The sequence below is a fragment of the Shewanella sp. MM_2022_3 genome (assembly GCF_022557375.1).
Lineage (GTDB): Bacteria > Pseudomonadota > Gammaproteobacteria > Enterobacterales > Shewanellaceae > Shewanella > Shewanella xiamenensis.
In genome coordinates this window covers 42,369-57,553 of sequence record NZ_JAKZGV010000026.1, presented here as the reverse complement: position 1 = coordinate 57,553, position 15,185 = coordinate 42,369, and the positions used below count along the sequence as shown (strand labels likewise).

General features: G+C 47.1%; 8 protein-coding genes and 1 riboswitch. Of the genes, 4 read left to right on the top strand and 4 right to left on the bottom strand.

Annotation, left to right across the window (positions count from 1 at the left end; genetic code table 11):
- Positions 1-147: 147 nt before the first annotated feature.
- A complete protein-coding gene (locus tag MMG82_RS13725; protein ID WP_037414536.1) occupies positions 148-756 on the bottom strand; it encodes a DUF2238 domain-containing protein in 609 nt (202 codons plus the stop codon).
- Positions 757-912: 156 nt separating this feature from the next.
- On the opposite strand from MMG82_RS13725, the gene serA reads away from it, so the two are divergent.
- Together serA and ygfZ are read left to right on the top strand one after the other, a co-directional pair.
- A complete protein-coding gene (gene serA / locus MMG82_RS13720) occupies positions 913-2,142 on the top strand; it encodes a phosphoglycerate dehydrogenase (protein WP_047539679.1) in 1,230 nt (409 codons plus the stop codon).
- Between the two features lie 135 nt (positions 2,143-2,277).
- Positions 2,278-3,231, top strand: coding sequence for a tRNA-modifying protein YgfZ (gene ygfZ / locus MMG82_RS13715; RefSeq protein ID WP_241406977.1), 954 nt, complete (start codon positions 2,278-2,280; stop codon positions 3,229-3,231).
- A gap of 55 nt (positions 3,232-3,286) precedes the next feature.
- Here ygfZ and MMG82_RS13710 read toward each other — a convergent pair whose 3' ends face one another.
- The 3 genes from MMG82_RS13710 to MMG82_RS13700 form a co-directional block, all read right to left on the bottom strand.
- On the bottom strand, positions 3,287-4,303 hold the full coding sequence (locus MMG82_RS13710) for a two-component system response regulator (RefSeq protein ID WP_037414530.1): 1,017 nt from the start codon (positions 4,301-4,303) through the stop codon (positions 3,287-3,289).
- A gap of 60 nt (positions 4,304-4,363) precedes the next feature.
- The gene (locus MMG82_RS13705; protein ID WP_241406976.1) at positions 4,364-9,649 is read right to left on the bottom strand and encodes a PAS domain S-box protein; all 5,286 of its coding nucleotides are present in this window, start codon (positions 9,647-9,649) and stop codon (positions 4,364-4,366) included.
- Between the two features lie 129 nt (positions 9,650-9,778).
- Positions 9,779-11,137 (bottom strand): sodium:alanine symporter family protein, encoded by a 1,359-nt coding sequence (locus MMG82_RS13700; RefSeq protein ID WP_144345424.1) that lies wholly within the window; start codon positions 11,135-11,137, stop codon positions 9,779-9,781.
- 153 nt (positions 11,138-11,290) lie between these two features.
- Positions 11,291-11,413, bottom strand: a riboswitch (glycine riboswitch).
- Between the two features lie 378 nt (positions 11,414-11,791).
- On the opposite strand from MMG82_RS13700, the gene MMG82_RS13695 reads away from it, so the two are divergent.
- On the top strand, positions 11,792-12,463 hold the full coding sequence (locus MMG82_RS13695) for an ABC transporter ATP-binding protein (protein WP_037429713.1): 672 nt from the start codon (positions 11,792-11,794) through the stop codon (positions 12,461-12,463).
- Between the two features lie 4 nt (positions 12,464-12,467).
- On the top strand, positions 12,468-15,158 hold the full coding sequence (locus tag MMG82_RS13690; RefSeq protein ID WP_241406981.1) for an ABC transporter permease: 2,691 nt from the start codon (positions 12,468-12,470) through the stop codon (positions 15,156-15,158).
- Positions 15,159-15,185: the final 27 nt, after the last annotated feature.

Here is a 15,185-nt window from a genome sequence, read left to right as displayed (position 1 = left end):
AGAGATCACATTCATCTTTATACCTTAGTCTATGAAAACATCAATCGAAAGTTTAAACAAAAAATTAACACCTGAAGATGACATTTTTGAGAATAAAAATCCCCTTTGAATCTAATTCAAAGGGGATTGGATGTTCTCAGACTACGATTAGGCTTGAGTCAGGAGTTTAGTGATTTGCTTATCCTGCACACGGGATAAACTGAGTAGCGCCACGATGGCCCCAATTAAGGCTAAAAACATATCCGATTGAGTATCCCACATGTAACCTTGTGTGCCTAAGAATGCCTCAGCACCTTCGCCCGTTGCAGCGGCCACCCACCACTCAATAAGCTCATAGAAAGCACTGAAAGCGAGTACAAAACAAGTGACCAAAAAAGCGCACCAAGCGCCGGGTTTGACGGCTTGATTGCGTAACATAATCTCACGGGCCAACATGGCAGGAATAAAGCCTTGAGCGAAATGCCCGACCTTGTCGTAATTGTTACGTTCACTGCCCATCCATTGGGCAATGGTGTCAAATAATGGCACTTCAGCATAGGTATAGTGCGCACCGACAAACAGCACACAGCAATGTACAAGTACTAAAAAATACACTATTGGGGTTAGCTCAAAGCGTTTGCGGGTAAAAAATAATAGCGGAACCGCCACTAATGCAGGTAAAGCTTCAAGCCACCAAGTGAAAGTATCAGCAGGTTTTATCGCCGACCAGACTAATACTGAGAGGTAAATACCGCACCAAGCGATTTTATTATTCAATGTTTCTTCCTCTTATGCGATATTGTTCTAATTTTAGAATATTAACTTTAGCCATCTAGCCCTCCACAGTGAGCAAAAAAAGTGCTACTTTGATGAGCCAAGGTTGTCAGCATAACATACAAGAACCACTTCAATTAATTAGAGGGTACCCATATCATGGCGAAACATTCGCTTGACAAGGATAAGATCAAAATCCTGTTGTTGGAAGGCGTCCACCAATCTGCGGTAGATGTGTTTGAACGCGCGGGATACACCAATATTGAGTATCACAAAGCCTCGTTAGGTGATGAAGCCCTGCACGAATCCATCAAAGATGCTCATTTTGTTGGTATTCGTTCCCGTACCCAACTCACCGCCGATGTATTAAAACGTGCCGAAAAATTAATTGCGATTGGTTGTTTCTGTATCGGCACTAACCAAGTGGATTTAGCGACCGCCGAATTACTCGGTATCCCCGTTTTTAACGCACCATTCTCTAATACTCGCAGCGTGGCTGAACTGGTATTAGGCGAAATCATCATGCTGATGCGCGGTATTCCTGAACGTAACGCTATCGCCCATCGTGGTGGTTGGATGAAAACTGCCGCAGGCAGTTACGAAGTCCGTGGCAAAACTTTAGGCGTGATAGGCTATGGCCATATTGGAACTCAGCTGGGGATCCTGGCAGAAACCTTAGGCATGCGTGTGGTGTTCTTCGATATCGAAGACAAATTGCCATTGGGTAATGCCCAGCAAATCCATTCAATGGAGCAATTGCTGGCACAGTCCGATGTAGTGAGCTTGCACGTGCCTGAAACGCCGCAAACCAAAGACATGATAAGTACTGCCGAATTCGCCGCTATGCGTAAAGGCAGCATCTTTATCAACGCTTCCCGCGGTACTGTGGTCGATATCGATGCGCTTACGGTGGCACTAAAAGAGCGTCACCTTGCGGGCGCGGCGATTGACGTTTTCCCCATTGAGCCACAATCGAATGATGATGAATTTATCAGCCCATTACGCGGTTTAGATAATGTGCTACTCACGCCACATGTGGGTGGTAGCACCGCCGAAGCACAGGAAAATATCGGTATCGAAGTGGCAGGCAAATTAGCCAAATACTCAGATAACGGTTCAACCGTATCGGCCGTTAACTTCCCTGAAGTGTCTCTGCCAATGCATAAAGGTACCTCACGCCTACTGCATATCCACCAAAATCGTCCAGGCGTGCTGATCAAAATCAACAAAGCCTTCTCTGAAAAAGGCATTAACATTGCCGCTCAGTATCTGCAAACCACGGCAGAAATCGGTTATGTGGTAATGGAAGTCGACACTCACCAAGCAGAAGAAGCCTTGGTTGAGCTTAAAGCCATTGAAGGCACACTGCGTACTCGCGTGTTGTTCTAAAGCCTAAACCGCTTAGGTTTGCCCCCATCTAAGGCGCACATTTCATTTAAGATATGTGCGCCTTATGCTTTTGAGGCCAGAGGAATTCCGCTACAATCAAGCCTCTTGCATCGCCTTCATTTTCAGGATCTCGCTATGACTATTGCAGTTTCGACACCCAATTGGGATCTGGACGCCTCCACGCCTCCACTTATGCTCGCCAACTTATCCCACCTAGGCCTTATCAAAGTGGTTGGCGAACAGGGCCGCAGTTTTATCCATGGCCAAGTGACCACAGATATCAGCTCACTCGAAACCAACCAATGGCGCTGGGGCGCACATTGTGATCCTAAGGGAAAGATGCTGGCTAGCTTCCGCACCTTTGCCATCCAAGATGCGCTGTTGATGTTGATGCCAAAGGACACTATTGCAGTGGATCTGCCACAACTGCAAAAATATGCGGTATTTAGTAAGGCGACCCTGACCAATGCCTCTGATGAGTGGACATTACTCGGTGTGGCGGGTGAACAGGCTAAACAATTTGTCAGCCAACACTACGGTGAAGTCACTCAGGAACTCACTCTCATCGAGCAAGGCGCCATTTTAAAAGATGCGGAGCGATTTATATTGGTTCTACAACCACAAGCCGCAAGTGCCCTCATTGCCGAGCATACCGTATTTGATGCCAGCGCTTGGCAAGCATTAGAAATTGCTGCGGGTTACCCCAATCTAGCGCCAAGCCATGCTAATCAGTACGTACCGCAGATGTGTAACCTACAGGCTATTAACGGCATTAGCTTTAACAAAGGCTGCTACATGGGTCAAGAAACTGTGGCTCGGATGAAATACCGTGGTGGTAACAAGCGTGCGCTCTATATTCTTCAAGGCACCACTTCTTTAAATATCAATTTGGAAACTAGTATCGAGATAGAATTGGAAGACGGTTATCGCAAGGGTGGACAAATCATTGAATTTGTTCAACGTGGTAATCAAGTGCTGCTCACCGCCGTGCTCGCCAACGATACCGAGAGTGATGCCAAACTGCGTTTCGCTGATGACGAGCAATCTAGCTTACGTATTCAAGCATTGCCCTACTCGCTCGAAGACTAGTTTCTCGCTGATAAGCGGATCGTATTGAAAAAGGCGCCCTAGGCGCCTTTCTGCTTTAATGTTCGAAATAAGTATCTCGAATCGCCACCACCTCGGGCAAGATTTGCTTAAATTCGGCCACCAGCTTAGGGTCAAAATGTTGCCCTGCTTGGCTTTCGAGTAACTCGAGCGTGGCCTCTATTGTCCAAGGCTCCTTGTAAGGACGGCGCGAAGTCAGCGCGTCAAAGACGTCCGCTATCGCCACAATCCGACCTTCGATCGGAATATTTTCCCCAGACAAGCCATTAGGATAACCCGAACCATCCCATTTCTCATGGTGGGTTAAGGCGATACGCCGCGCCATTTGCAGCAGTGGGTCGCCATGCTCACCAATGATCTCAGCACCAATGGCGGCATGTTGCTGCATGATTTTCCACTCTTCGGCATCGAGCTTACCCGGCTTTTTCAGTACCGCATCGGGCGTGCCGATTTTGCCAATGTCATGCATAGGCGCCGCGTTATACAACAACTCACAGAAGGTACTCGGTAAACCTAGTTTGATAGCGAGCAGCCGCGCATAATGGCTCATACGCACAACGTGCAGACCCGTTTCGTTGTCTTTGTATTCGGCGGCGCGACCTAAACGGCGAATGATTTCAAAGCGGGTTTCTTCTAACTCTTGGGTACGTTCTTTAACTTGTTGCTCTAGCAAGCGTTTTTGATCGTACAGCGCGAGATGAGTTTTGACTCGCGCCTTCACCACGGGAGCGCTGACTGGTTTGGTAATGTAGTCAACCGCACCTAAGGCAAAGCCCTGTGCTTCATCGGCAACCTCAGATAATGCCGTCACAAAAATCACAGGAATGTGGCAAGTTAAGGGCTCCTGTTTAAGCTGCTTACAGACTTCATAACCATTCATGCCGGGCATCATGACATCGAGTAAAATTAAATCAGGCAGTGTTTTGGCTACAAGGGCTAGCGCCCTTGGTCCATCAATCGCGACTTTGACCTTATAGTCATCACCGAGTATGCCCACCAAAATATCGATATTTTCTGGAGTATCATCGACGACTAATATTGTTGCCTTATCCATCAACACATTCACCTTTCCAGTGGCTTTATCAATGATCAATACTGCGCATAATTGACCGTTTTACTTTAAGTCTACAAGTACTTCATCAATCAACTCGACGGCCTCATCGAATTGATATTGATTAATCATCGTTAGCGCTGGACTCAACTGCTGCCATAACTGAGCACTCACTTGCGGTTTAAGTGCATCCATTTGGGCAACTGCATCGGAATCCGCTTCTTCTAAACTTTGGCGTAATCGCGTTAAGGCCTCAATGAGGGCTTCTGGTGGTAAATGCTCCGCCGTCGGCCCACTAGATTCTTCAAACTCAGGTTTAACTTTTTCAATTGCTTGGCAAATCGATGCCACTAACGTTTGGATTTGGTCCAACTCCGCTTGGAACTCAGTATTTTCACTTAAGTGAAGTTCCAATTGCCGAGCCAATTCCGCAAGCGTTGTGGAACTTAAATTGCCCGCAAGTCCCTTAAGCGTATGGGCCATTCGCACCGCATCCTCACGTTTATTGCTGGCAACGGCCTTGTTGATTTGCTCCACAACATTACGTTGACTAGTAACAAAACGATCAAAGATCCTTTGGTAAAGGCGCGTGGAGTTTTGCACTAACTGCAAGCCTCTATCAATATCAAGCTCAGGGTGTTCAGGCCATTTCACGACAGAATCAACATCAATATTCACAGGCTTGGGTGAATCATTAATAAGCTCTTGAGGCGGTAACGGTGCGCCTAAATATTTTAGGAGGGTTTGATACAGTAAGTTAACCTCTATCGGCTTGGCGATATGATCATTCATTCCCGCTCTTAAACACATTTCCTTGTCGCCAGCCATGGCATTGGCGGTCATTGCTATCACAGGTAATTGTGCTAACTCGGGCCTTTGTCTCAGTGCTTTTGTTGCCTGATAACCATCCATCACTGGCATTTGACAATCCATCAATACCAAATCAAAGCTCTGCTGAGCTAACTTATCCAACGCAATTTGGCCGTTGGTGGCAATGGATAAAATAATCCCCACTTGCTCTAAAAATTCGGTCGCCACCTCAAGGTTCATTTCGTTATCTTCGACTAACAGAATACGCTTACCTTTAAGGGGCAATAATAACTCAGGCGCAATACTGTCTTGATGGCGCCTGACGGGTAGGAACCCTGCGCGACCAAGTGCGTTCATAATGCCATCAAGCAATCTTGATGCGCTGATAGGTTTGCTGATGTAGCCCGCTAACCCAAGTTGCTCGATTTGGGTCAAGAAATCTTGATTCGCATGGGCTGATACCATCAAGATCCGCGGCGCTTTTTTTGCCCGTTGCAGGATTTGTTTTGCGGTTTCGAGCCCATCAAGATGTGGCATTTTCCAATCAATCAATGCCACAGCATAATCCTGCTGACTGCACCGCATCACCGCCTCGTCGCCAGAACGCACTGTATCCACTTGAAAGCCCATGCTCTCTAGAGTGGTTCGCATAATGTCCCTTGCGGTGGCATTGTCGTCGGCAACTAATACTGGCATACCTTCAAGCTCTTGACCTACGATGAGCTTTTGTCCACTGGAGATGCGCAATTTAACGGTAAAAAAGAAAGTACTGCCATGGCCTTGCTGGCTTTCGACCCCGATACTTCCCCCCATTAATTCAACCAGCTGTTTACAAATCGCCAGCCCTAATCCTGTACCACCATATTTACGGGTAGTAGACGTGTCTGCTTGCGTAAACGACTTAAACAGTTTGGCTTGTTGTTCATGGGTTAACCCAATGCCACTGTCACGCACACTACAACGTAATATGACATCATCGTTTTGCTGCTCGACCAAGCTGAGGGACAGTAATACCTCTCCTCTTTCGGTAAATTTGATCGCATTATTCATTAGGTTGATCAGCACTTGCCCCAACCGCAACGGATCGCCAAGCAGATAACGTGGAACATTGGGTGCGACAGCAAACAGCAATTCAATCTGCTTTTGAGCCGCCCTTTCGGAGAAGATATCGCTCAAATCTTCAAGCATGGTATCGAGTTGAAAAGGCACATTTTCGATATCAAGCTTGCCAGCTTCAATCTTAGAAAAATCAAGGATATCGTTAATGATTGATAATAAAGATTGCGATGCGCGCTCAATTTTTTCGAGATAATTTTTCTGTTTTTTGTCTAGATCAGTCTGTAAGCAAAGTTGCGACATCCCGATAATGGCATTCATTGGCGTGCGGATTTCATGGGACATATTCGCGAGGAAATCGCCTTTTGCCTTACTGGCGGCATCAGCCTCTTCCTTGGCAACAAGCAATTGTTCTGAAAGCAGTTTTAACTCAGTCATATCGACCATGCTTACCACAGCTGACTCAAATTGGTTCTGGCTGTCCAATAAGCTTGAAACGTTAACAGTCATCCATAAATGCTCACCGGAGGGACGAATAAAGCTTCTTTCCCCTCGATAGTGATCAACTTTACCTTCTACAAGTTCCTTAAACTGCGCTTTTGCAACTTCTTTATCCTGTGCACTCAAGACATCAAAAATAGGCGTACTACGTAATTCATTACGGCTCAGCCCCATATCCTCACAGAATTGATCATTACAATCGAGGATAAGTCCTTTGATATCGACATTCACGATACCAATGGTTGCCCCATCAAATAAGGCCTTAAAGTGCGCCTCACTGACCGCAAGTTCTTCTTCAATAGACTTGCGTTCAGTCACATCCATCACATAGCCATTCCAGATAATGGCACCATCATCGGCATAATGACCACTGGCTCCGGCTTCCATCCAGCGAATGCCACCATTAGGATGACGATAGCGGAACTCGCGGATCCAGCTTAATTTATCGTCACTCATTCCCTCAAGCGCACGTATAACTTCTGGTCGTTCCTCATCAAAAATCCGCTCAGCAATAATATTAAAGTTACTGAGTAAATCTTCGCGGTGTAAGCCCAACATGTGAAATGCTGCGCCAGAAAGGAAGGTAAAACGGCGATCGCTAGGAGAAACCCAGCGCAATTGATACACAGTACAAGGAATGGACTCAGTGATATTGGTTAATTGCAGCCGTGAAGCTTCAAGCTCGACGATGGCTAACTTACTCTTGGTTATATCGTCAATACTGCCGTCAAACCATAGGGGAAAACCCTCTTCGGTATAACTCGCCTTGCCCTTTTCATGCACCCAACGGATGCTACCGTCACGGTGGCGAATACGATATTCCACCTCAAAGGTTTCCTGCTGCGCGAGGGCTCTATCAATATGCTGATGACACAGCTCGCGATCTTCCTCCAAAATCAATGAAGCAAAGCTACGTTGACGATTCTCAATAAACTGGCTCGCGGCATAACCGGTAATATCGGCAATATTGTCACTGACATATTCCATCACCCACTCCTCGCCGATGCGAGTGCGGTAGACAGCCCCTGGAATATTGGTCACCAAACCACGGAAGCGAACTTCACTATCACGGATTTTTTGTTCAACCGCTATTTTTTGGGTCATATCACGGATCGATGCGGCCACTTGGCGACGACCATCAAAATCACTCGGTAAAATACTTAAGGCGATTTCGGCAACAAACTCATCCCCATCAGACTTAAGCGCCCGCACATGGCGTGCATTTGCCATCGGCCTATCACGCCCCTCACGTAGAAACTGTAATCTTTCTTTGGCATGGGGACTCCTTAAATCTTCGGGTAGCAAAGCTTCAATTTGTAATCCCAACATAGCTTTTGCGTCATAACCAAACAGCTGCTGACAGCGACTATTGCTAAATACTATTTGGCCACTCTGATCGACAATCAGCATGGCCTCAGGTGCGGCCTCAAGTACCGCGCTAGACCAAGCAGCGGCGGAAAATTGCTCTGTCACATCGGTAAATAGCATCTCCACTGACATTAACTCGCCAGTATCTGACACTAAAGGCTGCATAAAAACATCGAGCCGCCTTGACTGACCTTTTGAATCGATGAGTTCAACTTGATGTGAAGGGACGTTCTGCCCTTTGAGTGCCAGATCGGTGTATTCCCAGTTTTTCTCATTAAGGGGGTTGGCCGAAAACAATCTTTGATATTTGCGCTTAAGTAATTCGGGCGGTATGCCCAATACTTTGGTCACCCCTTCACTGACCTGTGCAAGTTGTCCGTCAGGATCAAGTGAGCAATAAAAGGATTTATCGCTCATACCGTCGATCAAGCGAGCGAAGCGGTTACCGCGGGAATCTAAAATAGCTTGCTCACGCTGAGCAAGCAGATCTGCCATTTTGTTAAAGGTTTCACTTAAGGTCACTATCTCGCTAATCGCACCTTTAGGGATAACCAACTGCTGTGTTTTACCTTGACCGAAAGCCAAAATGCCGGATTCAAGGGTTTCCAGTGGACGAGTTAACCGTTTAGCGGCGATATAGCAGGTCAATAACAGCAGTAAGGTTAATAAACTTAAGTTGAGGACAACTGAGGAAATATCGTCCAGTAGCGAGGTAAATAACTCCTGCTGTGGCACCATAACAACCACGTGCCATTTTAACTTTGCCACTTCTGCAATGCTGGCAAGATAAACTGTACCAGTATCATCAACAAAACTGGCTTGCCCAGTCAGCCCATCTTCCAGCAAAGCGCCAAAGGTATTATTTTTGTGATTTCCTTTATCCAGCCATTCCGAGACTGATGTGGCTAAAACCTTTTCTTTATCCCCATGAAAGATAAGCCGACCTTGCTCATCTAATATCATCAGCCGATTAGGGGCTATCCCTAGTTGCTCAGGTAATCTATCTAAGGCCAAATCAACGGTTGTAACCCCAAAATAGTTCGGCTGCACTCCAAAAGGAACCGCATAAGTAATCATTAAAGTATTACCAGCACCCTCGTCGAAATAGGCTTTTGACCAATAACCTTCGACCTTATTGATGGCTTGCGTCCACCAATCCCAAGTCCCATCGGTATAATCGTACCCCTCGGCGCCAATATCTAAATAATGGAAACTATTACCACTGCGGTATACATAGGGAGAAAAAAGTTTTTTATTGAGAAAAGTGCCCGGTTTAAAGGCAACGGCAGAACCATAAAAATCGGGGTTACGCTCGAGGCGATTAGTTAAGACTTTTTGCAGCTTATCAGAATCGTTAATATCATTCTTGTCAGCCAAAAAACCAATAAAATCAGCAAGCCCTTGAGTATTTGTTTGAGCGTGTTCGAGTAATAATTGCAATCGAGAGGCTGAATGTGCCGACTGTTGAGCTAAATGATCGTAAAGCCGCTTTTCAAGGGAAAGATAATTAAACCATGAAGTAATCCCATAAACGGCCGCCATGATAAGAATCAAAGGCAGCGCAATATGGGATAAAATTTTGCTGCGGAAAGTACGAAGTTTACTTTTATCCATGGCGTCGCCTCAAAGCCCCCGTTTTAAGTCCCCCCCTTTTTGGGGTAGCTCTTATAAAGTAAACGAAGAACGCTGTGGCGACAATCTCAAAGTTAAAATAATGTGAACTAATATATTGTTTTCACAACATTAATAAACAGGGTTTAGCGTACGGTTAGTGAATGTTCGAACAAAATAGCTTTGGGTTTCAGCAATGATAATGTGCCGCAATCCAATAATCGCAATCAAATTAGGTATGGCCATTAAGCCATTTACCGTATCAGCCAGTAACCAAATCACATCCAACTTGATAAAAGCCCCACCAGCAATCAGGCCTAAAAACAAGATTTGATAGGCACGCAGCCCGCGCTCGCCCACTAAGTAGTACCAGCAACGTTCACCATAGTAATGCCAGCCTAAAATGGTCGTAAACGCAAAGCAGACCAAGGCGATAGTGACTAAATACTGGCCGATGGCAGCCGATCCGCCTAAGCTAAACGCTGCACTGGTCATGGCCGCGCCCGCAGTGTCACCGCTCCATACTCCAGTGATGATAAGCACTAATCCCGTCATAGTGCAGATGATAATAGTATCGAAAAAGGTGCCAGTCATACTCACTAAGCCCTGCTCGACGGGCTCATTGGTTTTTGCCGCAGCCGCAGCAATAGGCGCACTACCTAAGCCTGACTCATTAGAAAATACCCCGCGGGCAATCCCCATTTGAATCGCTTGCGCTACGGTCGCCCCTAAAAATCCCCCCGCAGCCGATACTGGCGTAAAAGCCGACTCCACCACTAATTGCAACGCGGGTAGAATGGCATCGGCAAAAACCACTAAAATCCACACACAGGCCAACACATAACCAATTGACATCGCCGGTACTAACTTTTGCGCCACGTTGGAGATACGTTTGACGCCGCCTAAGGTGACAGCCGCCACCAGTAGGGTTAGCACCAGCGCAGTCGCCCATGTTGGTACATCAAAGGCGATAGTTAAGGCATCACTTATCGCATTCACTTGAGCAAAAGTCCCAATGCCGAAAAATGCAACCCCCACGCCAAACAGCGCAAATAACTTCGCCATCCAACGCAAACCGAGGCCACGCTCTATGTAATACATCGGGCCACCGGCAATCTGTCCACGCGCATCGGTAGTGCGGTATTTTACCGCCAACATACACTCGGCATACTTAGTCGCCATGCCAAAAAAGGCGGCAAGCCACATCCAAAATAACGCACCAGGGCCGCCCATCTTAATCGCCGTTGCGACCCCAACAATATTGCCCGTACCTATGGTTGCAGACAATGCAGTACAAAGCGCGGCGAAGGACGATAGATCACCATGCCCCTTAGCGGGTTTGAACAATAGGCTAAGCGCCATTGGCAGACGAAATACTTGGATAAGCTTTAGTCGCGCAGTGAGATAAATCCCTGTGCCAACTAACAAACAAAGTGTGATAGGACCCCAGACAATACCGTTTAGGCTGCTGAGTAAGGCTTCAAAACTCATGATATTCCTCAATTATTAAACAACTAAATTAATAAAGGAGGAGGAAAAGAAATGGCTGTGACACATCGCTGCCAGCCTAAAGAAATACCATCTTCCCAGCCAATAACGGCAGGAAAATAGTCCACAAAGACAAACGACAGGGACTGTGCAGTCATCCTCTCCTCTGTCCTTTTGCCTGAGCGTTTCGCGTCGCTTAACACACTGCGACACTTTCGCCTTCGGCGCCACCTATTATTGCAAGTTAATGCAATCGGTAGTCTCTCCAGAGGCTCGTCCAGTAACAGTCCACGCCTTACGGCACCTGAAAGAGTGCTTTGTTTATGGAATGCTTCCAACAACAAAGTTGCCTCGTCGGTGTGGGGTTAATTCCCCACTCTCCTGCTACCTTCATCCGAACGGATTGTTAAAACGATAGCCAGCTATCGTTTTAACAGGGCGCACAGCATGCAACAAACACCACAATAGCTCAAGCCCATTTGCTCACAGAAATGAGAGCCAAGCCGTTAATCGCAGAAAATTCAAACAGGCTCAATCCTAAGTCTTAATCGATGTGAATTGATCTAACTTGCCCAAATATCGGTATCTATAGGATTGTAAAATGCTTTATCTTTAGCCTAATGCCTAGGTTGGCTAAATCCCAATTGGAAGAGATAGATGAAAGAAGTCGCCAAGCTTATCCAAGTAAGTAAAAGTTTTCGCGACGGCGAGCAGCGCCACACTGTACTGCAAGCGGTCGATTTAACTTTGCATCAAGGGGAGACTATCGCACTCACCGGCCCAAGTGGCAGCGGCAAAAGCACTTTACTGAATCTGATTGCGGGCTTTGAAACGGCAGACAGTGGCCAGATAGTGCTGAATCATCAATCCACCACCAAGTGGCAAGATAAGCAATGGAGTGAGTTTAGGCGTACCCATTTAGGCGTGGTATTCCAGCAATTTAATTTACTCACTCCGCTGAATGTTAAAAATAATATCGGCTTTTCCCTGCACCTTAACGGTGATAGCTGGAATCCTTGGTGCGATTATTTGGTAGAAAAGCTCGGGTTAGCGGCATTGTTAAACCGGCAGGTTGAAGCGCTTTCCGGCGGACAACAACAACGGGTCGCGATAGCCAGGGCATTAGCCCACAATCCGAGTTTACTGCTGGCCGACGAACCCACGGGTAACTTAGATGACGAATCTGGTAAACAGGTGATGTCACTGCTATGCGAACTCGCCAAAGAGAGCCAAACCAGCATTTTGATGGTCACCCACAGCGAAGAGTGCGCCGCCTTTATGAACAAACGCTGGCATCTGTCCCACGCCGCAGTGTCGATCTCCGGCTAGCATGATGAATAACACACAACCACAACATAAAGCCAATCCATACCACCACTTAAGCAAGAGTGGACAATGGCTACGTATCACTTGGGTACTCAAGGTATTTTTAGCCCATTATCGCCACGCGCCATTGCAGGCTGGGGCGATTCTACTCGGAATCGCCCTCGCCGTGACGCTGCTCATCGGGGTAAAAGCCACCAACGATAATGCGATTCGTAGCTATAGCGAAGCCACAGAGCTATTAAGTCAGCGGGCCGATGTACTGCTGACCTCACCCGTTGGCCAAGATAATCTCGATGAATCGGTGTATTTCAGTTTAAGGCAGGCTGGGATTAGCCAAAGTCTTGCGGTAGTCAGTGGCAGAGTTGCTGGCCAAAACGGCCAGTATTGGCAAATTGAAGGCAGCGATATTGTCGCGGCATTGACTGCCACATTAACCTCAAAAAACGCTTCACCGTCCTCAAATAATAAAGCAACGGCTAATTCTACAGTCTCAATGGGAGATCTGCCCCTTGCCGACCTAATGAGCGGTGAGCCCGTGGTGGTGATGTGTGACAGTCTAGCCAGTAAAATCGCGCCCAATGGCCAGCTCAGCCTAGCCCAATCCATAACACCATCGACCCTAAAAGTGATCCGTGTCGATGATAGTTGGGGACTTGGCAGCGCCATCTTGACCGATATTTCCCTCGCCCAAAACTTACTTGGCATGCAGGGCAAACTCAGTTATATCGCCCTATTTAACGATAGGGATAAACTAGCCGCGTTAAAACAACGGCTCGACACCTTAGGTATCACCCCAGATCTCGCCAGCTACAGTCAGCAGGATCAAGGGCAAGCCTTAATGGCGCTTACCCGCAGTTTTCATTTAAATCTCAATGCGATGAGTATGTTAGCCTTTGTGGTTGGGCTGTTTATTGCCTATAACGGCGTGCGTTACAGCCTAATGAAACGCCAACGTCTGCTGATTCAACTGCTGCAACAGGGGCTAGAACGACTCGATGTGATGCTTGCCCTGCTCGCCGAATTACTATTTTTGGTTATCTTAGGATCGATCATCGGGTTTATTTTAGGTTTACAACTCAGCCATTGGTTACAACCTATGGTTGCTATGACGCTAGAGCAGCTCTATGGTGCTCACTTGCTGCCTGGCATTTGGCAATGGCATTGGTTAGCACAGGCGATCGCGCTCACCTTAGTGGCAGCACTTGCTGCTTGCATGCCCTTGTATTTTGATCTTACGCGCCAATCCCTTGCCCAAGGCGCTAACCGTTATCAGCAAACCAAGGCCCACAACCAAACCCACCAGCGGCAATTTATCTTAGCCTGTGGGTTACTCGTACTCGCGGCGATACTGTTTCCCTTCAGCCAAAGTTACAACACCAGTTTGATATTACTAGGCATAGTGACGGTCGCGATTCCTCTGCTGTTGCCCCAAGTATTGCATTGGGGAGTAAGCTTACTGCTCCCCTTCACTCGCCCTGGGCTTAAGCACTATTTGCTTGCCGAAACCCGCGAGCTTATCGCACCACTTTCCCTTGCGATGATGGCCATTTTGCTGGCATTAAGTGCAAATGTGGCGATGAATACCCTGGTGGGCAGCTTTGAGCAAACCCTAAGAAGTTGGTTAGAAACCCGCTTACATGCCGATTTATACCTGCGCCCGAGGGCTAACCGAATTGCCGATGTGCGGGATAAATTAAGCCAAGATCCTCGTGTCAGCGGCCTATATCAACAATGGCAAGTCGATGCAGAGATATCGATCCAAGGCCCAACGCCTCAAACGATCCCCGTGAATCTTATCAGCCGTGATGATGAATCGATAAAGTACACAAGTACACTCAAAGACAGTTTACCTGACCTATGGCAACACTATTTTGGCGGACAATTTGTCTTGGTGAGTGAGCCAATGGCGATTAAGTATCAGTTGATGCTGGGCGATAAAGTCACTTTAAACGTGCTCGATAAAACCACCAATAACCAAGTGGTTATCGCAGGAATTTATTACGACCATGGTAATACCCGCAATGAGCTCATTATTAGCCATCAACTGTGGCAACAGGCACAACTGCCACTGTTACCCATCAGCCTTGCGGCCAGTTTTCATCCTCTGGAACAAGCTGATAAATCATCCTCATCAGTGCTAACGCAACCAATACCCACGAACAGCAAGCGCAGCGAGGCCGAACTGGATGAACTGCAAATGCAGCTCGCCACAGAGCTAGAGTTGGCTCAGGCGCAAATTTATAGCCAAGCCAACATAAAGGCCCAAGCCATTGCCATGTTTAAACGCACTTTTTCAATCACGTTAGTGCTCAATAGTTTAACCTTGCTGGTGGCCGCCATTGGGCTATTTAGCGCCTGCTTAATGTTAACCCAAGCACGGCAAGCGCCACTGGCACGGCTTTATTCTCTAGGGGTGAGTCGCAGCAAACTGCGTACTATGGTATTTAGCCAAATGCTACTGGTTGTAGTAATCACTTGCCTGATTGCGATGCCTACGGGCGCTCTGCTCGGGTATTTATTAATCGATAAAATCACCCTGCAAGCCTTTGGTTGGACCATCCAAATGATCTGGGACTGGTTTGCTTATGCCAAAGCCATCCTCATCGCACTGGTGACTTGTACCTTAGCCGTGCTCTTACCGCTTTACTGGCAAACCCGCAGGCCACTAATCGCCAGTTTGCAGCAGGAAACCCTATGAACAGTCGTCCATATACCATTACCCAAT